Annotated in this window: 18 protein-coding genes; 9 read left to right on the top strand and 9 right to left on the bottom strand. The window is 62.9% G+C overall.

Features of this window, described 5'->3' with window-relative positions:
• The first annotated feature begins 136 nt into the window (after positions 1 to 136).
• The 4 genes from OKW44_RS23840 to OKW44_RS23825 all read left to right on the top strand — a co-directional run bounded on the left by OKW44_RS23840 (position 137) and on the right by OKW44_RS23825 (position 4,892).
• Positions 137 to 2,875, top strand: coding sequence for an SIR2 family protein (locus OKW44_RS23840; RefSeq protein ID WP_429411536.1), 2,739 nt, complete (start codon positions 137 to 139; stop codon positions 2,873 to 2,875).
• Positions 2,876 to 2,924: 49 nt separating this feature from the next.
• Positions 2,925 to 3,680 carry a hypothetical protein gene (locus OKW44_RS23835; protein WP_429411533.1) on the top strand — a complete coding sequence of 252 codons (756 nt, stop codon included), beginning with the start codon at positions 2,925 to 2,927 and terminating at the stop codon, positions 3,678 to 3,680.
• 455 nt (positions 3,681 to 4,135) lie between these two features.
• Positions 4,136 to 4,654: a DUF2778 domain-containing protein gene (locus OKW44_RS23830; RefSeq protein WP_026225635.1), complete on the top strand. Its 519-nt coding sequence runs from the start codon at positions 4,136 to 4,138 to the stop codon at positions 4,652 to 4,654.
• Entirely contained in the window at positions 4,635 to 4,892 is a 258-nt protein-coding gene (locus OKW44_RS23825) for a hypothetical protein (RefSeq protein WP_026225636.1), read from the top strand. The genes OKW44_RS23830 and OKW44_RS23825 overlap by 20 nt, the downstream gene beginning before the upstream one ends.
• Positions 4,893 to 4,945: 53 nt before the next feature.
• Here OKW44_RS23825 and OKW44_RS23820 read toward each other — a convergent pair whose 3' ends face one another.
• Entirely contained in the window at positions 4,946 to 6,046 is a 1,101-nt protein-coding gene (locus tag OKW44_RS23820) for an MraY family glycosyltransferase (RefSeq protein WP_018419634.1), read from the bottom strand.
• Positions 6,047 to 6,294: 248 nt separating this feature from the next.
• Between OKW44_RS23820 and OKW44_RS23815 the strand changes: the two genes are divergently transcribed.
• Entirely contained in the window at positions 6,295 to 7,854 is a 1,560-nt protein-coding gene (locus OKW44_RS23815) for a methyl-accepting chemotaxis protein (protein WP_018419635.1), read from the top strand.
• A 125-nt stretch (positions 7,855 to 7,979) separates the two neighbouring features.
• On the opposite strand, the gene galE is transcribed toward OKW44_RS23815, so the two are convergent.
• The 4 genes from galE to OKW44_RS23795 form a co-directional block, all read right to left on the bottom strand.
• Positions 7,980 to 9,002, bottom strand: coding sequence for a UDP-glucose 4-epimerase GalE (gene galE, locus OKW44_RS23810; RefSeq protein ID WP_018419636.1), 1,023 nt, complete (start codon positions 9,000 to 9,002; stop codon positions 7,980 to 7,982).
• A gap of 13 nt (positions 9,003 to 9,015) precedes the next feature.
• The gene (locus OKW44_RS23805) at positions 9,016 to 10,164 is read right to left on the bottom strand and encodes a glycosyltransferase family 4 protein (protein WP_018419637.1); all 1,149 of its coding nucleotides are present in this window, start codon (positions 10,162 to 10,164) and stop codon (positions 9,016 to 9,018) included.
• Between the two features lie 137 nt (positions 10,165 to 10,301).
• The gene (locus tag OKW44_RS23800; RefSeq protein WP_018419638.1) at positions 10,302 to 11,132 is read right to left on the bottom strand and encodes a glycosyltransferase; all 831 of its coding nucleotides are present in this window, start codon (positions 11,130 to 11,132) and stop codon (positions 10,302 to 10,304) included.
• The gene (locus OKW44_RS23795; protein WP_018419639.1) at positions 11,129 to 12,391 is read right to left on the bottom strand and encodes an oligosaccharide flippase family protein; all 1,263 of its coding nucleotides are present in this window, start codon (positions 12,389 to 12,391) and stop codon (positions 11,129 to 11,131) included. Before OKW44_RS23795 ends, OKW44_RS23800 begins: the two co-directional genes overlap by 4 nt.
• 342 nt (positions 12,392 to 12,733) lie before the next feature.
• Between OKW44_RS23795 and OKW44_RS23790 the strand changes: the two genes are divergently transcribed.
• From OKW44_RS23790 to waaA, 4 genes are all read left to right on the top strand, one after another.
• Positions 12,734 to 14,128: a phosphomannomutase/phosphoglucomutase gene (locus tag OKW44_RS23790; protein WP_018419640.1), complete on the top strand. Its 1,395-nt coding sequence runs from the start codon at positions 12,734 to 12,736 to the stop codon at positions 14,126 to 14,128.
• A 176-nt stretch (positions 14,129 to 14,304) separates the two neighbouring features.
• Positions 14,305 to 15,306: a lipopolysaccharide heptosyltransferase I gene (waaC, locus tag OKW44_RS23785; protein WP_018419641.1), complete on the top strand. Its 1,002-nt coding sequence runs from the start codon at positions 14,305 to 14,307 to the stop codon at positions 15,304 to 15,306.
• Positions 15,307 to 15,386: 80 nt separating this feature from the next.
• Positions 15,387 to 16,271, top strand: a complete 885-nt coding sequence (gene kdoO, locus OKW44_RS23780) for a Kdo hydroxylase KdoO (protein WP_018419642.1) — start codon at positions 15,387 to 15,389, stop codon at positions 16,269 to 16,271.
• An 88-nt stretch (positions 16,272 to 16,359) separates the two neighbouring features.
• Complete coding sequence (waaA, locus tag OKW44_RS23775) at positions 16,360 to 17,673, top strand: lipid IV(A) 3-deoxy-D-manno-octulosonic acid transferase (protein WP_018419643.1); 1,314 nt, start codon at positions 16,360 to 16,362, stop codon at positions 17,671 to 17,673.
• Between the two features lie 144 nt (positions 17,674 to 17,817).
• On the opposite strand, the gene ureG is transcribed toward waaA, so the two are convergent.
• Genes ureG through ureC form a run of 4 tightly spaced genes read right to left on the bottom strand, consistent with a single transcriptional unit; the run spans position 17,818 to position 21,506 of the window.
• Complete coding sequence (gene ureG, locus OKW44_RS23770; protein ID WP_018419644.1) at positions 17,818 to 18,474, bottom strand: urease accessory protein UreG; 657 nt, start codon at positions 18,472 to 18,474, stop codon at positions 17,818 to 17,820.
• A 20-nt stretch (positions 18,475 to 18,494) separates the two neighbouring features.
• Positions 18,495 to 19,175: an urease accessory protein UreF gene (locus tag OKW44_RS23765; protein WP_026225637.1), complete on the bottom strand. Its 681-nt coding sequence runs from the start codon at positions 19,173 to 19,175 to the stop codon at positions 18,495 to 18,497.
• Positions 19,162 to 19,797, bottom strand: a complete 636-nt coding sequence (gene ureE, locus OKW44_RS23760) for an urease accessory protein UreE (RefSeq protein WP_018419646.1) — start codon at positions 19,795 to 19,797, stop codon at positions 19,162 to 19,164. The genes OKW44_RS23765 and ureE overlap by 14 nt, the downstream gene beginning before the upstream one ends.
• 2 nt (positions 19,798 to 19,799) lie before the next feature.
• Positions 19,800 to 21,506, bottom strand: a complete 1,707-nt coding sequence (gene ureC / locus OKW44_RS23755; RefSeq protein ID WP_018419647.1) for an urease subunit alpha — start codon at positions 21,504 to 21,506, stop codon at positions 19,800 to 19,802.
• Between the last annotated feature and the right edge of the window lie 30 nt (positions 21,507 to 21,536).

Here is a 21,536-nt window from a genome sequence, read left to right as displayed (position 1 = left end):
ACACCGGGCCGATGAAGGTCATATGTCTGGTTGGAGCGCTCCGGCGCGCGGAAAAACCATGGCAATCAACTCACCAACATAGATCTGAACGCCGAGGCTGCATTCGATGTGAAAAATAACGTTTCAAAAGCGGGTTGTGCAGACCTTCCTTAACGCTCTGGTGACAGAGCGGTTGAGTGCTCCTCGAGAAAGCAAGGATCTTGGACGTGAGCACGGTCTGATTAAGCGCATTTCTTCGGGCCAGAGCGGCGTGCCACAGATTGTCACGACGAACTTCGACCGATTGTTCGAGATAGGGCAAGGGGGAGAGCGTCTGGCCCGGCATGTGCCGCCTGCTTTTCCCGACCTGAACTTCGGATCGAAGATAGAGGGGATCACCTATCTACATGGGCGACTGATGGACACAGTCTCTGAAAGTCACCCATACGTGCTGAGCAGCGCGGACTTCGGACGTGCCTACCTATCTGAAGGATGGGCTACCAACTTCATCAGGCACCTCCTCGAACGATATACCGTCGTTTTAGTCGGCTATCAGGCGGAAGATCCACCAGTCAAATATCTTCTTCAGGGTCTCAACCACGACGGCCAGTATGATCGGTCTAGACTCTTTGCCTTTGACCGTGGGCTTCCTGAAGAGATCGAAGCCAAGTGGCGTGATCGAGGTGTTACATCCATAGCCTATTCCGATCATCCGGACCTGTGGAAGAGTATGGAAGCGTGGGCTGACCGGGCCGACGATCCGCGTAGGTGGCGTGCATCCATAATCGCTAAAAGCCAGCAGGACCCGAAAAATCTGGCCTCTTATGAGCGTGGTCAAGTTGCGCATGTCCTTCGCACAGTACAGGGGGCAAGATCGTTCTCGGAGGCCGTTCCGGTACCCCACCCTGAATGGGTATGTGTGATGGATGCGAATGTCCGATCAGGCAAACGGAGCAGTGGCTACGACAGCGACGCGGAGACCTTCGACCCTGTGATCGCTTATGGGCTTGATGACGATCTGGAAGATATCCCTGAGGATGCTCGCAGACAGGGCGTCAATAACGATAATCTTTTAGTCTGGCGCAGCGAAGACGACAATCCACATGAGTTTCATCGGTTGGGCGGGCGACAGGTGGAAGGTTTCGAGGCGACGCCCATAAGGCTTGGTCACCTCGTCGCTTGGGCGAGCAAGTCCGTCGACAGTCCTGTGCTGGCTTGGTGGGCCATTCGGCAGAACGGACTGCATCCGCGACTGCTGCAACAGTTCGAGTGGCAAGTGGAGCATTCGAAGGCTCTCAACGAGCGTGCTCGTCATATCTGGAACCTCATCCTCGAATACCATCGAGACCCTCGCAATCGTCAGTGGAACAATGAATGGTTCGACTTAAAGAAACGGATCGATGCGGAGGGGTGGACGGCCAGTGTCCTACGAGAATTTCAGAGAGTTGCGACGCCGCGATTGGAGATCAAGCCACCGTTTGGCTTGGGTCAGTCCAGACCACCGTGGAGGCCCTGGGGGGAGATTCATCTCGGCGACCCAGGTCAGTTCGAAGTCGTTTTCCTTGAACGGCACAACGAAAATCTAGAGGTCCCAGACGATGTGTTGCCGCAGGTCTTTAGCATCCTGGAACAACATCTAACCGTTGCCTCAGAGCTACTGGGGGATATCGAGACCGTTTGCTTCCAGACACCGACCTGCTATCCGGACCGCGAAGTCGATGGGAGAGAGGACATCACGAAAGCCGCGGAGGTCGTGACTTGGTTCACCCAACTGTTTGACCGAATGGCGGCCAAGTGGCCAGTACTGGCGAATGCACATGCAACGACCTGGCCTGCGACAGACCAGTTCTTCTTTCGGAAGCTCAAGCTGTATGCGTTCAGCAAAACGGGTGCCTTCGAGGCCGCTCATGTTGCCGAAGAAGTCTTGTCCCTAGACCAAGAGACATTCTGGGACATCGATGTGGTTCGAGAGCTTCTTTTCCTACTAGTGGACCGATGGGGAAAGTTTTCTCAGGAGAACCGGAATCAACTCACTGACCGCATCTTGACGGGCCCAGATCAGCTTCCCCATTGGTCTGACGAGGAGTTCCCAGGGCTACGGGATGAGTTCGCCGCCAGATACGCCCGGTATCTCGAACTACAGGGTTGTGAGCTGACGGCTGATCGCAGTGAACACCTTGCCGAGATGATCAGAGGTATTCCTGGATGGAGCGACGGTTGGGCGACCTCGACGGTGATCGAGTGGGGCTCTCACGTGGGTTGGGTCGGTATAGACGAAAAACCCGACGCAATCTTGGACCTTCCCGTAGACGAGGTGGTATCTAAAGCAAAGGAAGACCTGAGGCGGGACTTCGGCAGCTTTACCGAGAGGCGACCCTTCACTGGTTTGGTAAAAGCCAATCCGCGAAAGGCGTTGTCTGCGCTGACGATTGCAGGAAAGGCTGGCGACCACCCAGAGGCGTTCTGGTCGTCCATGATCAATGAACTTCCCGCAGCCATCACGCCCAGGCTGAGACGGGTATTACTGAACCGGGTAGCGCGACTGCCACATTCAGTTGTCGCCGAACTGCGCCATACCTTGGGCCGATGGCTCGAAAAGAACCTGGTTGCGATCCTTGAGTTTGACGATGATCTCGGTTGGGCAGTCTACGATCACATCGTCGATGGCATCCTGAGCGGTGGAGCAGATGCAGCGAAGAGCGGTTTGGGCGATGTCCGGCGAGGTGGAAAAGCCATTCAACAGTCCCGGCGCACATTCGGCCATGCGATCAACGGCCCCGTCGGCATGTGTGCTAAGGCCCTTTTCCACGCAGTCCCTAGAGAGAAAGAGGCTTGTTCACTAATTCCCAGACCACATCAAGTCTCGTATCGAGCGCCTCTTTGCGGCATCAGGTGAGGGCTCGGATCACGCCGTGTCGATAGCAAGCGCACAACTGAATTGGCTCATGTTCGTCGATCCCGCCTGGACTGAGGAACGTCTTATTTCAATGTTGGCGTTTGAGCATCCAGCTTCGGAACCCGCATGGAACGGGTTTCTTCGTAGCGGGCAAGTGCCTCGGCCGCCGTTGGCAGAGATCATCAAACCGCTCCTGCTTAACTTCTTTCCGTGGGTCGAAGGATTTTCTTGGGATCGCGACCTCTCGACGGTAGCCGCTGAATGGCTAGGCTTCATGCGGGTGTTTCACCCGAATGAGCCGAGCGGTCTTTCACGACGCGAAATGCGTTCAGTCTTTCGAGCGATGTCTGACGATACCCGAAACCGGTTCATATCCTGGTTGGGCCTGGTTGGACAAAAGAATGAGAACGGCTGGGCCAAACACGTCATCCCGCTAATCAACGAGGACTGGCCGAGAGAGCGCCGATACAGGACCTCTGCATCGATGCGGGCATGGATCGGCCTGCTTGATGACACCGGCGATAGTTTCCCGGCCGTCTACGACGCGGTGAAAAAGTTCTTGGTGTCGGTGGAGACAAATGACCATCCGTTCTACCGGTTCACCCGAGAGATCAATGAGGAAAAACCGATCACCGCTCTATTCCCTGAAGCGACGCTGGATTTGATGAACAGAACTACACCTCAGGTCCTCACCCGTCCGCCGTACGAGTTACCGAAGGTGCTAGCACTGATTGCGGAAACCGAACCTGATCTGACATCAGATCCACGCTATTTGCGCCTTATAGATCTTGTTGAACGAAGCTAGATCTCGGTCTTTATGGAGGACAATCCAGTGAATCGCCCCGGATCTCCTAGACACTCAATGCCCGCTATTGGGCGACTACAGCCTATCTGCAATAGGTCTCCCCGGAAATCCGCGACGAACTTTTTTTTCCCAGGAGAGTTTGACGAACATCGCGCACGCCCCGGCTTTTCGGAGTCGTCTGAAGCCTGCGCCCAGCACATACACCTAGCATTGAACCGTCGCCGCCCGGTATGTCATTCCCGCTGAGGTGGCGGCCCTGTTGGCTCTTTTTCTGTGATGCAAAGGTATTGCGCGCCCCTGTGGCGCTTTTTTTTGTCCAGGCGAAAGAGGCGGCAATTCCGGAATCGACCTGTAGCGCGCCAGCGGCACGCGCGCTTACGGTCAAGGTTCACCAACGGGAGGAATCTATGCAGGACGCAATGACCTACAGCCAGCGCAATCAGGAGGCGTGACACATGGCCCACACGGGCAAATTTTTCGTGAATAACGAGCCACTATCACCGCTCACCATTTCTGGCATCAGCACATTCAAGGCGTATTCAGGCAACAATCAATACCGCAATCGGGGCGGCTGCACGATGGTACCTAATGATGGGCCGCTCCCTGCCGGTAAATACTGGATCGTGGACCGCCCCACGGGCGGCATCCGTTCTCAGATGTTTGCATCGGCAAAAGATGAGTGGAATGCAGCAATGGGTCACCCATTGAATCACGGTGAGTGGTTCGCGCTGTATCGTGATGATGGGACGATCGATGATGTGACGTGGATTAATGGCGTCAAACGCGGGCAGTTCCGTTTGCATCCGGCAGGCGGACGCGGGATTTCGCTTGGCTGCATCACGCTGCCGAGCCATAGCGATTTCATGAGAATCCGCAACGCGCTGCTGCACACGGTCAAAATCCCCGCGCGCAGTTCGGGCCTTCTCGCCTACGGAACAATTGAGGTCATCACATATGGCAACACTTGCCCGTAGGGTGTTCAAGGTCGCCCTGTTTATCGGCCTGTGCTATCTCTCTCTGCTCTATGTCCGTCCGTACCATTATGAGTGGACAGAAAGCGAGTCGCGCGCATGGTTTGGTGCTTCGCGTTGGCTTGGTGTCCGCGATCCCGAAGATTTGTATTTCGTGGTGTGGGTGACGATTGAACTGATCGCGGCGGCGCTGCCGTATGTGGCGATCATGAAGCTATGGCGGTGGTATCGCACGAAGTAGACGAAAGCCCCGACGACGGGGCTTTTTTTATCCCGTGCATTGATGAATTTCGCTCACCGCTTCCCCTTCCTCACCACCATCCATCTCGGCGACTTGAACCGCACGATGCTCACGTAAAGCCACACATAAGTCGCCGCGAACACCACGACGAAGCAGAACAGATGCAGCGTGTGCCGCCAGAACAGCGTCGCCGGCACGACCGCGATCAGGCACAGCAGCCACAGATACGGCGAGGTCAGCGAGTTGCGGCGCGTCAGCTCGCGCGCGGTGCGCGCGCCGACCGCCCAGCGCATCAGCCGCTTGTAGACCAGCATATGCAGATGCACGCCATCCGGAATGCCCGGCGACATGCCGCGAATGAACTTCTTGCGGTAGATCGAGAAGCAGGTCTCGAAGATCGGGTACATGAAGAGCAGCACCGGATACCACGCGGATACGTCGCGATTGCGCATCACGAGCAGGATCGACAGCTCGGCGAGCATGAAGCCGATGAAGTAAGCACCGCCGTCGCCGAGAAAAATCAGCCCGGCCGGGAAGTTCCAGATGAAGAAGCCGAGCACCGCGCCCATCATCATGAACGACGCGGACAGCACGACCGGGTCGTGCACCTGGAACGCCACATACGCGAGCGACGCGAACATCATGAACGCGACCATCGACGCGAGGCCGTTGAAGCCGTCGATGATATTGATCGCGTTGGCGAGCGCCGCGACCGCCAGCACCGTGACCACGAACGAGATCGCCGCATATGACAGCAGAAAGTCGAGCGGCGGCACGCTGATGCGCGTGACCGCGATGTCGAGAAAGAACCAGGCGAGCGCGGCGGCCGCCATCGTGCAGATGAGGCGTGCGAGCGGCGACACGCGCTTGGTCAGATCCTCGACGAGCCCCGAGCCGAACGCCGGCATGCCGCACGCGACCAGCCCAAGAATGCTGCCCGATACGGCCGGATACGCGCGATGCAATTGCACCGCGGAGACGATCAGCCCCACCAGAATCCCGATCCCGCCGATGCGCGGCACCGGACGCACGTGGAATTTCTGGACGCCGGCCAGATCGGTGTCGGTCGAGAACTTTTCATGCAGATGCGCATAGCGCACGATCAACAGCGTGATCAGCAGAGAGACGAGAAAGCCGAGCGCGAAACTAAGCATGAAAGTGGGCCTGAGCGAAGACGCGGAATTATACAAACGAAACGTGCGGCGGCCGGCGCGCGGCACGGGCGCGAAGCTTTCATCCAGGCCAGCAAAAAATCCCAGATAGCGAGACCGAAGCGGCCCGCACAGGCCCGTGAGCGCTCGCTCCTCATGGATTCCCCCTATGCGGCGCGCGCGCGCCGCAACCGTAAACCTGGATGCGACGAAGTGTAAGTCGCGCGCAACAAAGGCGTTCCGGAGACCCAATGCTAAATAACATCACAATTCGTGGCGGACTGACGCTCGTGATCAGCGTATTCGTCGCCTTCCTTTTGACGGTGATCGCTGTCGGCTACGGCGCGCTGAAGCTCGCCAACGACAGCCTCGACGACACGCAGCGCAGTGCGGTCGCGCTGTCGCATCTGAAGGCGAGTTCCGAGAAGCTTCTGCAGGTGCAGCTCGCATTGGGCACCTATCAGACCTTGTTCAGCGTCGGCAAGCAGACCGACGATCTGCTGCCGGCCGCGCACAAGGTGCTGCTCGAATCTAACCACGACTTCCGCAACTACATGGCCGGCCCGTTCGAGAGCGACGCCGAGCGCAAGCTCGCGCAGAGCGTCGGCGACGCGCGCGCGGCGCTCGTCGACAAGGCGATCGAGCCGGAATTCAAGGCGTTGACCGATTTCGACTTCAACACCTTCCGCAACATCCAGGGCGACACGGCGAACAGCCTGTACGCGTCGTACTCGAAAGCGATCGACGCGCTCGAAAAAGCGCAGATGGACAATCAGCATCAGCAGGCCGCGACCGGCGCGCGACGCTTCCAGCTCGCGACAGTGCTGTTCGGCGCGATCGCGGTGATCGCGCTCGTGATTGCGGTGGGCGCGCGCGTCGCGTTGTCGTCGGCGCTGATCAAGCCGGTCAACGCGACGGTCAAGCACTTCGAGCGCATCGCGGCCGGCGACCTGAGCGGCGCGATCAAGGTGAAATCGCGCAACGAGATGGGCCAGCTCCTCGGCGCGCTGACGCGGATGCGCGACGGCCTCGTCGAAACGGTCGGCAAGGTGCGCGGCAGCACGAGCGCGATCACACAGGGCGCGAACGAGATCGCCTCGGGCAATGCCGATCTGTCGGCGCGCACCGAGCAGCAGGCGGCCGCGCTGCAGCAGACCGCGGCGAGCATGGAGCAGCTGTCGGCGACCGTGAAACAGAACGCCGACAACGCCAAGCAGGCGAACCGCCTCGCGCACGGCGCGCTCGATACGGTCTCGCGCGGCGGCAAGGTGGTGTCGCGCGTGACGGAGACGATGGACGGCATCAGCCAGTCATCGCGCAAGGTCACGGAGATCATCGGCATGATCGAGGGGATCGCGTTCCAGACCAACATTCTCGCGTTGAACGCGGCCGTCGAAGCGGCGCGCGCGGGCGAGCAGGGACGCGGCTTCGCGGTGGTCGCCTCGGAAGTGCGCAGCCTCGCGCAGCGCTCGGGCGCGGCGGCCAAGGAGATCAAGGAGCTGATCGGCGAGTCGGCGGCAAAGGTCGAGGAGGGTGCCTCGCTGGTGTCGGATGCGCAGAAGACGATTCAGGAAGCGCTGACGGCCGTCGAGCGCGTGACCGGCGTGATGAGCGAGATCGAGGCGTCGGCGCTCGAACAGAGCGACGGTATCGAGCAGGTCAACAAGGCGGTGTCGCAGATCGACGAGGTCACGCAGCACAACGCGGCTCTCGTCGAGCAGGCGGCGGCCGCGGCGAAGTCGCTGGAAGAGCATGCGATGGCGTTGCGTGATGCGGTCGCGGTGTTCCAGCTGGAAGGGGCAACGGCGTAACGCGTTCAGCAGCCACGGCGCTCACCGTTCTGACGAGGTGAGCGCCAAAGCAAACGGCGGCGGCATCCGCGCTACACGAATGACGCCGCCGTTTTTTTAACGGGATGCGCTGGTGCCGAAGCGCTTTATGCAAACCCCTGCGGATTTGTGGACTGCCAGCGCCAGTGGTCCGCGCACATGCGCTCGATGCCGAACTGCGCGCGCCAGCCGATGATTTTCTCGGCCGCGCTCGGGTCCGCGAAACACTGCGCGACGTCGCCCGGGCGGCGCGCGACGATCTCGTACGGCACCGGCCGCCCCGACGCCTTCTCGAACGAGCGCACCACGTCGAGCACGCTATAGCCCTGGCCCGTGCCGAGATTGACGACGAAGCTCGCATCGCGCTCGACGAGCGCATCGAGCGCGGCGAGATGCCCGCGCGCGAGATCGACCACGTGGATGTAGTCACGCACGCCGGTGCCGTCGGGCGTCTCGTAGTCGCCGCCGAACACGCGCAGCTTGTCGAGCTTGCCGACCGCGACCTGTGCGACGTACGGCATCAGGTTGTTCGGAATGCCTGCCGGATCTTCGCCGATCAGGCCACTTTCATGCGCGCCGACCGGATTGAAGTAGCGCAGCGTCGCGATGCGCCACGACGGGTCCGACACTTCGAGATCGCGCAGGATCTGCTCGGCGATCAGCTTCGATTGACCATACGGATTCGTCGCCGACAGCGGGAACGATTCGTCGATAGGCGAGCTCTTCGGCACACCGTATACCGTTGCCGACGAACTGAACACGAACTGCTTGACGTTGCGATCGCGCATCACGCCGAGTAGCGTCAGCAGGCTGCCGACGTTGTTCGCGTAGTACTCTATCGGCTTCGCGACCGACTCGCCGACCGCTTTCAGCGCCGCGAAATGAATCGCGCCGGTGATCGGATGCGCATCGAAAATCCGCTGCAGCGCGGCTGCGTCGCGCGCGTCGTCGTCGTAGAAGCTCACCGCACGGCCGGTGATTTTCTCGACGCGCCGCACCGCTTCGCGCTTGCTGTTCACGAGGTTGTCGATCACCGCGACGTCGTAGCCGCCGTTCAGCAGTTCGACGCAGGTGTGCGAGCCGATGAACCCCGCGCCGCCCGTTACCAGAATCGTGCCCTTCGTGGTCATGCTGTTGCTCCCATTAAAGTAAAACACCCGTGATTTTTTGCACCAGGTCTTTATAGGTTTCGACGACCATGCGTTCGTCGAATTCGGTTGCGACTTTCTGCCGGCCGCGTTCCGCCATCGCGCGACGCTCCGCGCCGCTCATGTCGAGCATGCGCGCGAGACTCGCGGCGAGGCTCTGCGCATTGCGCACTTCGCACAGCAAGCCGTTGACGCCGTCGGCCACTACTTCGCGGCAGCCGGGCACGTCGGTCGCGACGATCGGCCGGCCCATCGCCGACGCTTCCATCAGCGTGCGCGGCACGCCTTCGCGATACGACGGCAGCACCACGCAATCGGCGTCCGCGATGAACGGCCGCACGTCGTGCGCCTCGCCCAGATATTCGATCACGCCTTCCTGTTCCCACGCGGCGACTTCGTCGCGCGTGATCGCGCTCGGATTGTCGACGCCGACCGGGCCGAGCAGCTGAAAGCGCGCGTGGCGGTAGCGCGCGCGCAATTGCCGCGCGGCCTCGACGTATTCGCCGACGCCTTTGTCCCACAGCAGCCGCCCGATCAGCAGGAAGCGAAACTCCGCGCGCTCGCGCAGCGGCGTGAACGCGAACTGCTCGAGATCGACGCCCTCGCCGTGCAACAGCCGCGCGCGCTCCGGATGCACGAGCAGCTTGCCGTCGATGAACGCGGCCTGATCGTCGCGATTCAGGAACCACACTTCACGCGGAAAGCGGAACGCAAAACGATACAGCCTTTTGGCGATCTGCGCGGCGCGGCTGTGCTGGATGAACACGTAGCCGAGCCCGGTGGTGACCGCCACCGACTGCACGCCAGCCAGCTTCGCGGCGATCGAGCCGTAGATGTTCGGCTTGATCGTGTAGTGAAACACGACATGCGGACGGATGGTTCTGTACTGCCGATACAGCGCGACGAGCGTGCGCAGATCTTCGCCCGGACTCGTGCCTTTCGACGCCATCGGCAGCTCGATGCAACGGCAGCCCATCGCGGCGAGCAACTCGAACGTGCGGTCGCGCGGCGCGAGCACCGTCACGTCGACGCCGCGCCCGATCAGCGTGCGGATCAGCCCTTGCCGATAGGTATAGATTGCCCAGGCCGTGTTGCAAACGAGTGTAATGCGTAGCGCGGGCGTCGACTTGAAAGAGGGCTTCATGCGAAGAAATGCCGGGCGTTGAATGAAGTGTGGACCATTGATACGAATACAGCGCCCTACGATGCGGCGCGAACCTCAGCGAATGAAGCGACAGCGGCAACGACAGCGACAGCGACAGCGCTCACACGCGGCGCGACTCAACGGCTCGCGCGCGGCGTGAGCAGCGCGCGCTTGACCCGCTGCAACGTGCGATAAGGCAGCATCAGATGCAACAGATTCTTCGCGAGGCCCAACCAGTCGTACGGATTGGCCACGTTGAAGTAGCGCAACTGCAAACGTAGCGTCGAACCGATCTGCCGGCGCCGTTTCGTCGCGCTGATGCCGCCTTCGTTCAGCTCATAGAAAAGGCCGAGTTCCGGCAGATTCGCGCAGTCGTAGCGTTCCATCAGACGAACGAACAGATCGAGGTCCTCCGCCGAACGATACGCGGCGCGGTAGCTGCCGACTGTGCGGACGGCATCGATACGCAGCATCATCGACGGATGCGCGAGGCACGAGCGGAAAAAGCGCTGGCGCCGGATCACGTTCGGCTCGGCCGGCGGCGTCAGCATGAAAAGCGGCTCGCCCGCGCGCGTGACGACCTGGGTCCACATGCCGAGGCCCGCCACGTTCGGATGCGCTTCCATGAACGCGCGCTGCTTCGCGAGCCGCTGTGGCACCGCGCGATCGCCCGCGTCGATGCGCGCCGCATAGCGAAAGCCGCGCTGCGCGAGCGCGTCGATGCCGGTTCGCAGCGCACGCTCGATGCCGCCGTTCTGCGCCATGCGCAGCACTTCGATCTTCAGGTTCGGCAGCGTGGGCGCGACGATCGGCGGCGTGCTGCCGTCATCGACGATCAGTACGTGCACCAGCGCACTTTCTTCGAACGACGCGAGCGTAGAATCGACGTCCGCCTGGCCGTTATAGGCGGGTATCAGCACCGCGACGTCGTCGAGCGTGGTTTGCGCGGTGGCGGATGAATTCGTCATGGGCGCAATTTGAAACGGATGTAATAAAGATTGACCGAGACGGCCGCCAGATAGCCGGCCGCGAGGCCGACGAGCGCGCCATACGCGCCGAGCCGCGGGATCGCCAGCAGATTGACCGCGAACGCGACGGCGAGCGCGAGCAGCCACTTGGCGAGCAACACGAACTTGGCCTGATATTTGAGCACGACCAGATTGCCGATCGCCTCGACGCCGGCGGGCACCGACAGCCACACGGCCCAGCGGAAGATTTCGATCGCGCCTTCGAAGTCCGGCCCGAACACACGGCGGATGATGAAACCCGCGAGCAGATCGAGCACGAACGCGCCGCACACCATCAGCACGGCGGTCAGCGCGGTGAGCCGCCACATGTTGCGGCGCAGTTGCGCGATGCCTTGCACGCGGTAGACGAATGCGGGCGCAATGGTTTGCGCGAGCATCAGCGCGAGCGTGATCCAGTTTTCATTCAACTGCTGGGCGGCCGAGTAGCGTCCGAGGTCGGCGAACGAAATCGCGCGCTCGAGCATCAGCCGGTCCAGTTTCAGAAACAGATACATACAGATCAGCCCGAGCCAGAACACGGTGCCCGCGCTCGCGAAGTGCTTGAAGAGCGAACGTTCGACATGCCAGCCCAGCTTGCCGCCATGCCGGCGCATGAAGTAGAGCAGCAGCACCGCGCCGATCGCCGCCGATTCGAGCGCCCACAGCCAGCCGAAACGCGCGGGCGCGGCCGTCGCGCGCACCAGCAGATAGACGAGACCCGCCTTGATCACCGCGGTGCTCATGCTGGTCAGCAATTGCGGCTTGCTGTAGGTCATGCTTTGCAGCCACGCGTTGATCACGCCGACGAACGGCTCGCGAAACAGCATCGTCACCGCGAGGCCGGCGAGCATCGCACCGACGAGCGGTTCGAAGAAGTGCAGCGCAATGCCGAGCCACGTAAGCAGCAGCGCAACGGCCGAGACGGAAAAGCGCAACGCGAACGCGCTGCCGAGGACGGTGCCGAGTTGTTCGGGCGGCCGGTTGACGATGGTCGGTACGAGGATTTCCGCGCCGCAGACCCAGGTGATCGGCGACAGCACCAGCAGCAGCGTATTCGCGTACTGCCATTTGCCGAAGGTTTCGGGCCCGAAGTAACGCGCGAGCATGCCGCTGATCACGATTGCGACGCCGATCTGCGTGAGCCGTTCGAGACCCAGCCAGACGATGTTCGTAAACGCTCGGGTGACGTCGGGATTGGCGAAGCGCTTGAGTGTCAGCATCCGTTGGCCGCTCGCCGCTGCGCGTCGGTCAAGCCGCCTCGTACGGCCATGCATGCGGCGCTATGCGCATTCGCCCGCCCGGCCGGCAGCCATGGCAACTTTACAAAAGGAGGGCGTCTAAGCATTAGAATGGCGGTATTCAGGCTGGTCAGAAAAGCGCAATTATAAGTTGGAACCGGACCGCTTCCGGCAAGGGCGCACCGAGGCGCGGTAACACGTGTTTTTAACGCGAGTATTACCGTGGTTTTTAACGCGAATTTTTACCGCGTTTTTGCCGGCGATTGTTACCGGTCGAGGTCGGTCCGCAGGTCAAAATTTTCCATTGCACGCAAGTGAGCCAACATGATCTCCAAATCCATTTTCAAGGCGTATGACATTCGTGGCGTCATTGGCAAGACGCTCGACGCCGACGCCGCGCGTTCCATCGGTCGCGCATTCGGAAGCGAAGTGCGCGCGCAGGGCGGCGATGCGGTCGTGGTCGCGCGCGACGGACGCCTGTCGGGCCCCGAGCTGATCGGAGCGCTGTCCGACGGCCTGCGTGCGGCCGGCGTCGATGTCGTGAACGTGGGTATGGTGCCCACGCCGGTCGGCTACTTCGCGGCGAGCGTACCGTTGAAACTGGCGGGCGGCGAGCGGCGCGTCGACTCGTGCATCGTCGTGACGGGTAGCCATAATCCGCCGGACTACAACGGCTTCAAGATGGTGCTGCGCGGCGCGGCCATTTACGGCGAGCAGATCCTCGCGCTGCATCAGCGCATCGTCGACGAGAACTTCGCCGACGGCAGCGGCAGCTACACGGAGTACGACATCGCCGACGCGTATCTCGAGCGCATCGCGAGCGACGTGAAGCTCGCGCGTCCGATCAAGATCGTCGTCGATACCGGCAACGGCGTGGCCGGTGGGCTCGCACCGAAGCTGTTCAGGAAGCTCGGCTGCGAACTCGTCGAACTGTTCACCGAAATCGACGGCAACTTCCCGAATCACCACCCGGACCCGGCGCACCCGGAGAACCTCGAAGACGTGATTCGCGCGCTGAAGGAAACGGATGCGGAAATCGGCTTCGCGTTCGACGGCGACGGCGACCGCCTCGGCGTCGTCACCAAAGACGGCCAGATCATCTACCCGGACCGTCAGCTGATGCTGTTCGCCGAAGAAGTGCTGTCGCGCAACAAGGGCGCGCAGATCATCTACGACGTGAAGTGCACGCGCAATCTCGCGAAGTGGGTCAAGGACAAGGGCGGCGAGCCGCTGATGTGGAAGACCGGCCACTCGCTCGTGAAGGCGAAGCTGCGCGAAACCGGCGCGCCGCTGGCTGGCGAAATGAGCGGCCACGTGTTCTTCAAGGACCGCTGGTATGGTTTCGACGACGGCCTGTACACGGGAGCGCGGCTGCTCGAGATCCTCACGCGTGTCGCCGACCCGAGCAAGCTGCTGAACTCGCTGCCGAACTCGCACTCCACGCCCGAGCTGCAACTGAAACTCGAGGAAGGCGAGAACTTCGAGCTGATCGCGCGTATGCAGCAGAACGCGAAGTTCACCGGCGCGGACAACGTCGTGAAGATCGACGGCCTGCGCGTCGAGTATCCGGACGGCTTCGGCCTCGCGCGTTCGTCGAACACGACGCCGGTCGTGGTGATGCGTTTCGAGGCCGACAACGACGCGGCGCTCAAACGCATCCAGGACGACTTCCGCCGCGTGATTCTCGCGGAGAAGGCCGATGCGAAACTGCCGTTCTAACGGCTGATGCGGTGCGGCGCTTCGAAGTTCGTTAAGACGGCTCGAAGCGTCGCCGCTACCGAACGCGGCGCGGGTTGCCTTACCGCGCCGCGTTTTTCATTTCTTTCATGGACGGCGCGCTAGAATTGCGGTCCTTTCAACGCATCTTCGATGCCGGATAGCCGGTTTTCCCACTCTTGAGCGCGCAAAAGATACTGATCGTGAGGGTGTCGTCGCTGGGCGACGTCGTTCACAACATGCCCGTGATCGCCGACATCCGGCGCCGTCATCCCGACGCGCAGATCGACTGGCTCGTCGAGGAAAGCTTCGTCGGGCTCGTGGAACTCGTGAGCGGTGTGCGGCGCGCGATTCCGGTGTCGCTGCGGCGCTGGCGCAAGCGCATCCTGTCCGTCGACAACTGGCGCGAGATCGGCGCGTTTCGCCGCGCGCTCGCCGCCGAGCACTACGATCTGGTGATCGACTGCCAGGGGCTCATCAAGACCGCGTGGCTCGCGAACATGGCGCGCGGACCGCTCGTCGGCCTCGGCAACCGTACCGACGGCGCCGGCTACGAATGGCCGGTGCGCTTTTTCTACGGGCGGCGCGTGCCGATCGCGCCGCGCACGCACGTGGTCGAACGCACGCGTCAACTGGTGGCCGCGGCGCTGAACGATCCGCCGCCGCAACCCACCGACGACATCGACTTCGGCCTCGACACGGGCCGCGCCGCGCTCGCGCTGTCGCAGGCGAATCTGAATCTGCCGGTGCCGTACGTGGTGTTCGTGCACGCGACTTCGCGCGCCGACAAGCAGTGGCCCGATACCGCGTGGATCGAACTCGGGCAAGCGCTGGTGCGGCGCGGCGCGTCGATCGTGCTGCCGTGGGGCAGCGACGCCGAGCGCGCGACCAGCGAGCGGCTCGCGAAGGAGCTCGGCGCGGCCGCGATCGTGCCGCCGAAGCTGTCGCTGCCGGCGGTGGTGGGGCTGATCGATGGCGCGGCCGCGACGGTCGGGGTCGACACAGGTCTGGTCCATATCGCGGCGGCGCTGAAGCGGCCCACGCTCGAGTTGTACAATTTCTCGACCGCGTGGCGCACCGGCGGCTACTGGTCGCCGAACGTCGTCAATCTCGGTGCGGCGGGGCAGCCGCCTACGCTGCAGCAGGTGAAGTCGGCGCTTGCCGGCTTCGGGCTGTTGTAACCCGGGCCGGCAGGCATCAGCACCTGCTGCAACCTGTCGGTGCGCTTCGCCTTGCGCACCCTCCGTTCCAAAGGGCGATCATGAACGAATCCCAGATCATCGAAGTAGCGAACGCCGACTGGCACGGCTGCAACCTGTCCGTGCCGCGCGAGACGCTGCTCGCCGGCGTCGAGCGCGGCAAGGTGCTGTACTTCCCGAACCTGCGCTTCGCGATCGACGGCGGCGAGCAGGCGCTGCTCGACCCGGCGCTCGCCGATCCGAACCGCAAGAACATCAGCCTCGAACCGAACGGCGGCGCGCTGCATGGCGTGGCCGGCGATGCGGTCACGCAGTCGGCGGTGCGCGCGTTGATCGCGCGTTATCAGGCGAATGCGCGCACGCTCGTCGACGGGCTCTTTCCCGAGTACAGCGGCAAGCTGCGCGTCGCGCCGACGAGCCTGCGGCTGCATCAGGTCGAGACACGCGAAACCTCGTGGCGCAAGGACGATAGCCGTCTGCACGTCGACGCGTTTCCGTCGCGGCCGAATTACGGCGAGCGCATCCTGCGCGTGTTCACCAACGTCAATCCGCATGGCGTGCCGCGCGTATGGCGCGTCGGCGAGCCGTTCGAGGACATGGCGCGGCGCTTCCTGCCGCGTATCAAGCCGCAGATGCCGGGCTCCGCGTGGCTGCTGAACCTGCTGCATGTGACCAAATCGCTGCGCAGCGAATACGATCATCTGATGCTCAGTCTGCACGATGGCATGAAGGCCGACCTCGACTATCAGAAGACGAGCCCGCAACAAACCATGCCGTTTCCACCGGGCAGCGTGTGGGTGTGTTTCTCGGATCAGACCTCGCATGCGGTGATGTCCGGCCAGTTCATGCTGGAGCAGACTTTCTTCCTGCCGGTGAAGGCGATGGCGCAGCCGGAATGCGCGCCGCTCGGCATTCTCGAGCGCCTGAAGGGCAGGGCGCTGGTTTGAGCGCGGCGGTCGATTCAAGGGCCGGGCAGATGCCGGCCCGCATCGCGCGCGTGAGCGCGCTGCGCTTTCCGAATCGCGCGGGGCGCCGATGCTAAGGGCGATCTATCGCGCGCTCTGGTGGCTCATCGCGCCGCTTGCGGTGCTGCGTCTGTTGATCCGTTCGCGCAAGGAGCGCGGTTATCGCGAGCATATCGGCGAGCGCTTCGGTTATTCGCGCGGGCGCTTGCCAGAAGACAGCGCGCCGTTGATCTGGGTGCATGCGGTGTCGGTCGGCGAGACGCGCGCCGCGCAGCCGCTGATCGATGCGCTGATGAATGCGCGCCCCGACGCGCGCATTCTGCTTACGCACATGACGCCGAGCGGCCGTGCGACAGGCATCGAGATTTTCGGCGACCGCGTGTTGCGCAGTTATCTACCGTACGACATGCCGCATGCGGTACGGCGCTTCTTGCGCGTGTGGCGGCCGTCGCTCGGTCTCGTGATGGAAACCGAGGTGTGGCCGACCTTGATCGACGAGTGCCGTCGCGCCGACGTGCCGCTCGTGCTGACCAACGCACGGATGTCGGCGCGTTCGTTCAAGCGCGCGGCGAAATTCGGCGGCGCGACGAAGGACGTGTTCGGCGGCTTCGCGCGCGTGCTCGCGCAGAGTCCGTCCGATGCCGAGCGGTTGACCTCGCTCGGCGCGCGCAATGTCGCGGTGCTCGGCAATCTGAAGTTCGACATGAGCACGCCGCCCGAACTCGCGGCACGCGGCCACGCATGGCGCGCGGCGATCGGCACGCGGCCCGTGTGGGTCGCGGCGAGCACGCGCGAGGGCGAAGAAGCGCTCGTGCTCGAGGCGTTCGCGGCGCTCGGCATCGACGATGCGCTGCTGATTCTGGTGCCGCGTCATCCGCAGCGCTTCAATGAAGTCGCGGCGCTCGTCGAGAAAGCGGGGTTGCGGCTCGAACGCCGATCGAGTTGGGCGCCCGATGCGAAGGTCGCGTCGGCGGCGCGCACCGCTGACGATGGCGTGGCGCCGCTGCCTCGCGACGTGAACGTGCTGCTCGGCGATTCGATGGGCGAGTTGGGCGCTTACTACGCGGCGTCGGATCTTGCGTTTATCGGCGGCAGTCTGTTGCCGCTTGGCGGACAGAACCTGATCGAAGCGTGCGCGGTCGGCGTGCCGGTGCTGATCGGGCCGCACGTGTTCAACTTCACGCAAGCCACCGCCGATGCGGTCGCGGCCGGTGCCGCCGTGCAGGTGCAGGACCCGGCCGATCTGGCGCGCGCGCTGCGCGAGCTGTTCGGCGACAAGTCGCGGCGGCTCGCGATGGGCGGTGCGGCTGCCGCGTTTGCGGCGAGGCATCGCGGGGCGACGGCGAGGACGGTGGATGTGTTGGCGGCGTTGTTGCCGGAGTAGGGGTGACTGTGGTGCCGCGGTTAGCAAAAAAGGGACGCCCGACTCTGTTGTGCTTTTTAGAGCTCAACTGGGTTTTCGGCGCAGGGACCCGCGCGCTCAGCGAAGAAGTGCGAATGCCATCCTGGCGAGTGAAGCGTCACTTGCTCATACCTTCAACAAACCCTTCTTTTCAATAAACTTCACCACGTCATCAAGACCTTCGAGCACCTTCAGATTACACATCACAAACGGCCGCTCGCCGCGCATCTTCTTCGCATCGGATGCCATCACATCGAGGTTCGCGCCCACCAGCGGCGCGAGATCGGTCTTGTTGATCACGAGCAGATCCGACTTCGTGATCCCAGGTCCGCCCTTGCGCGGAATCTTCTCGCCACCCGCGACGTCGATCACGTAGATGGTCAGGTCCGACAGCTCCGGGCTGAAGGTCGCCGCGAGATTGTCGCCGCCCGATTCGATGAACACGATGTCCGCATCCGGAAAACGCGTGAGCATGCGGTCGACCGCTTCGAGGTTGATCGATGCGTCCTCGCGGATCGCTGTGTGCGGGCAGCCACCCGTCTCGACGCCCATGATGCGCTCGGCCGGCAGCGCGCCCGCGACGGTCAGCAGACGCTGATCCTCTTTTGTATAGATGTCGTTCGTGATCGCGACGAGGTCGTACTGGTCGCGCATCGCCTTGCACAGCATTTCGAGCAGCGTGGTCTTGCCCGAGCCAACCGGGCCGCCGACTCCCACTCGCAGCGGCGGCAGCTTCTTCGTGCGGGTCTGGGTAGCGGAAGCGGAATGATGAGATGCGTTCATGATGGATCGTGGGAATCGTGTTACGAGCGGAAGAGCCGCGAATACTGCGACTCGTGGCGCGCCGACAGAATGCCGAGCTGCGGCGCGAACGTGTTGAGGTCGTCACGCGAGGTCGCGAGCGCGCGCGCGACGGCCGCGTCGATCGGCTCACGCAGCGCGACGATGATGCGCTGCCCCGCGAGTTGGCCGAGCGGCACAGCCTTCAACGCGGCGGCGGCCTGGTTCTCGACCCAGCTGAACGCATAGGCGGCGAGCGCGGCATCGACCGGAGCATTGTGCGCGTGGGCGGCGAATGCGAACGCGCTCGGCAGCGCGAGTGGCGTCAGCGACGCGAGCGTTTCGCGCCTCGCCACGTCGCCCCATTCGAGCGACACACACAGCTGCCGCAGCGACCAGCCCATCTGCTCCGTTTCGCGGCGCAATTCGGCGGACTCGCGACTCGCGAGGAATTCGGCGTTGGCGTCGGCGAGTTCCACGGCGTCGTGCGTGCGCCAGCGCTCAATCTGCTGCGCGAGGAACGGCAACTCGCCGCGCGCGAGCACGTCGGTCAGGCCGCGTTCAATCCATATGCGCGCGGAGTCGGCATCGGTGATGAGCTGCGCTTCAATCGCCGCTTCGAGACCCTGGGAATAGCTGAACGCGCCAATCGGCAGTGCTGGCGACGCGAGATGCAGCAGCGCGGTGAATTCAGCGATGCGCATGACGATGCGGGTGGTGTCCATGTCCGCACGTTTCGTCGTGCACGTGGTCATGGTCGTGATCGTGCGAGTGCGAAGAGCCCTCATGGGCATGAGCATGCTCATGCCCATGATGCTCACCAAACACCTGCTGCGCGATCGCATAGTCCTCGGCGAACGTCTCGTCGTGCCCATGCTTATGTCCACCGCCATACGCCCCGGCTTCAGGCTGAAACGGCAGCGACACCTGCTCGACCGTCACGCCGATGCGCTTGAGCATGTCGGCGAGCACCGGATCGTATTCGAGCTTCAGATAATCGGCGCCCACTTCGACCGGCGTATGACGATTGCCGAGGTGATAGGCGGCGCGCGTCAACGTCAACGCGTCCGGTGCGCGTACGACAAGCACGGCTTCATCAGCAGCAACGACACGCACGAGCCCGCCATCATCGGCGACGAGCACGTCGCCATCGCGCAGCACGGTGCCGCGCGGCAACAGCAAGGCGATTTCCTCGCCGTCATCGAGCGTCGCGGCGAGACGGCTCTTGCGACGTTCATCGAACGCGAGCGTCAAAGTCGGCGCACGCTTGACGAGTACCGGCGCGATCTTCAGATGCGGCGCGAGAAGTTTGTTCAGTGTACGCATGATCAGAACAGGAAATAGCGTTGCGCCATCGGCAGCACGGTGGCCGGATCGCAGGTCAGCAACTGGCCGTCGGCGATCACCTGGTAGGTTTCCGGATCGACGCTGATGTTCGGGCGCCACGCGTTGTGAATCATGTCGGCCTTCGTCACGTTACGGCAGTTTTTTACCGCGACGATGCGTTTCTGCAAACCATAGCGTTCGGCCACGTTCGCATCGGCGGCGAGTTGCGACACGAAGGTCAGCGACGTGCGGCCCAGCGCTCCGCCGCGCGTCGCGAACATCTCGCGATAGTGCACGGGCTGCGGCGTCGGAATCGACGCATTCGGATCGCCCATCTGCGCCATCGCGATCATGCCGCCCTTCAGGATCAGCGACGGCTTGATGCCAAAGAACGCCGGCTCCCAGAACACGAGGTCGGCCCACTTGCCCAGTTCGATCGAACCGACTTCATGCGCGATGCCGTGCGTGATCGCCGGATTGATCGTGTACTTCGCGACATAGCGTTTCGCGCGGAAATTGTCGTGGCGCGCGTTGTCCTCGGGCAGCGCGCCGCGTTGCACCTTCATCTTGTGCGCGGTCTGCCACGTGCGGATGATCACTTCGCCGACGCGGCCCATCGCCTGCGAATCCGAAGAAAGCATCGACAGCGCGCCGAGATCGTGCAGGATGTCCTCGGCGGCGATCGTCTCGCGGCGAATCCGCGATTCGGCGAACGCGATGTCTTCGGCAATCGACGGATCGAGGTGATGGCACACCATCAGCATGTCGAGATGCTCGTCGAGCGTGTTGACCGTGTAGGGCCGCGTCGGATTCGTCGATGACGGCAGCACGTTCGCTTCGCCGCACACCTTGATGATGTCGGGGGCGTGGCCGCCGCCCGCGCCTTCGGTGTGATACGTGTGGATCGTGCGGCCCTTGAACGCGGCGACGGTCGCTTCGACGAAGCCCGCTTCGTTTAGCGTATCCGTGTGGATCGCGACCTGCGTGTCGGTATCGTCGGCGACGCCAAGGCAGTTGTCGATCGCCGCGGGCGTCGTGCCCCAGTCCTCGTGCAGCTTCAGGCCGATCGCGCCCGCGGCGATCTGTTCGGTCAGCGGGGCCGGCTGGCTCACGTTGCCCTTGCCGAGAAAGCCGAGGTTCATCGGATAGCCGTCGGCCGCTTGCAGCATGCGTTCGAGATGCCACGGCCCCGGCGTGCAGGTCGTCGCATTCGTGCCGGTCGCGGGGCCGGTGCCGCCGCCGAGCATCGTCGTCACGCCGCTCGCGAGCGCTTCCTCGATCTGCTGCGGGCTGATGAAGTGGATGTGCGTATCGATGCCGCCCGCGGTCACGATCAGCCCTTCGCCCGCGATCACTTCGGTGGCCGCGCCAATCGCGATCGTCACGTTCGGCTGGATGTCCGGATTGCCGGCCTTGCCGATCGCCGCGATGCGGCCGTCCTTGATGCCGATGTCGGCCTTCACGATGCCCCAGTGATCGAGGATCACCGCGTTCGTCACGACGGTATCGACGACCTCGGCATGCACGCGCTGCGACTGGCCCATGCCGTCGCGAATCACCTTGCCGCCGCCGAACTTGACCTCTTCGCCGTAGGTCGTGAAGTCGCGCTCGATCTCGATCAGCAGTTCGGTGTCGGCGAGGCGTACGCGGTCGCCGGTGGTGGGGCCGAACATCTCCGCGTACGCGCGGCGGCCAATGCGTAGTGTCATGGTGTGGGTCCGGAATGAGCTACAAGCGAG

The sequence above is a fragment of the Paraburkholderia lebeckiae genome (genome assembly GCF_050436325.1).
Taxonomy (GTDB): domain Bacteria; phylum Pseudomonadota; class Gammaproteobacteria; order Burkholderiales; family Burkholderiaceae; genus Paraburkholderia; species Paraburkholderia tuberum.
Note: the sequence above shows the minus strand (reverse complement) of the source record. Positions and strands in the feature narration are given on the sequence as shown.

Excerpts from the sequence above, each read along its gene's own strand:
- OKW44_RS23835 (WP_429411533.1), top strand. The coding sequence starts at position 2,925 with ATGTTCGTCGATCCCGCCTGGACTGAGGAACGTCTTATTTCAATGTTG.
- OKW44_RS23830 (WP_026225635.1), top strand. The coding sequence starts at position 4,136 with ATGGCCCACACGGGCAAATTTTTCGTGAATAACGAGCCACTATCACCG.
- OKW44_RS23825 (WP_026225636.1), top strand. The coding sequence starts at position 4,635 with ATGGCAACACTTGCCCGTAGGGTGTTCAAGGTCGCCCTGTTTATCGGC.
- OKW44_RS23820 (WP_018419634.1), bottom strand. The coding sequence starts at position 6,046 with ATGCTTAGTTTCGCGCTCGGCTTTCTCGTCTCTCTGCTGATCACGCTG.
- OKW44_RS23815 (WP_018419635.1), top strand. The coding sequence starts at position 6,295 with ATGCTAAATAACATCACAATTCGTGGCGGACTGACGCTCGTGATCAGC.
- galE (WP_018419636.1), bottom strand. The coding sequence starts at position 9,002 with ATGACCACGAAGGGCACGATTCTGGTAACGGGCGGCGCGGGGTTCATC.
- OKW44_RS23805 (WP_018419637.1), bottom strand. The coding sequence starts at position 10,164 with ATGAAGCCCTCTTTCAAGTCGACGCCCGCGCTACGCATTACACTCGTT.
- OKW44_RS23800 (WP_018419638.1), bottom strand. The coding sequence starts at position 11,132 with ATGACGAATTCATCCGCCACCGCGCAAACCACGCTCGACGACGTCGCG.
- OKW44_RS23795 (WP_018419639.1), bottom strand. The coding sequence starts at position 12,391 with ATGCTGACACTCAAGCGCTTCGCCAATCCCGACGTCACCCGAGCGTTT.
- OKW44_RS23790 (WP_018419640.1), top strand. The coding sequence starts at position 12,734 with ATGATCTCCAAATCCATTTTCAAGGCGTATGACATTCGTGGCGTCATT.
- kdoO (WP_018419642.1), top strand. The coding sequence starts at position 15,387 with ATGAACGAATCCCAGATCATCGAAGTAGCGAACGCCGACTGGCACGGC.
- waaA (WP_018419643.1), top strand. The coding sequence starts at position 16,360 with ATGCTAAGGGCGATCTATCGCGCGCTCTGGTGGCTCATCGCGCCGCTT.
- ureG (WP_018419644.1), bottom strand. The coding sequence starts at position 18,474 with ATGAACGCATCTCATCATTCCGCTTCCGCTACCCAGACCCGCACGAAG.
- OKW44_RS23765 (WP_026225637.1), bottom strand. The coding sequence starts at position 19,175 with ATGCGCATCGCTGAATTCACCGCGCTGCTGCATCTCGCGTCGCCAGCA.
- ureE (WP_018419646.1), bottom strand. The coding sequence starts at position 19,797 with ATGCGTACACTGAACAAACTTCTCGCGCCGCATCTGAAGATCGCGCCG.
- ureC (WP_018419647.1), bottom strand. The coding sequence starts at position 21,506 with ATGACACTACGCATTGGCCGCCGCGCGTACGCGGAGATGTTCGGCCCC.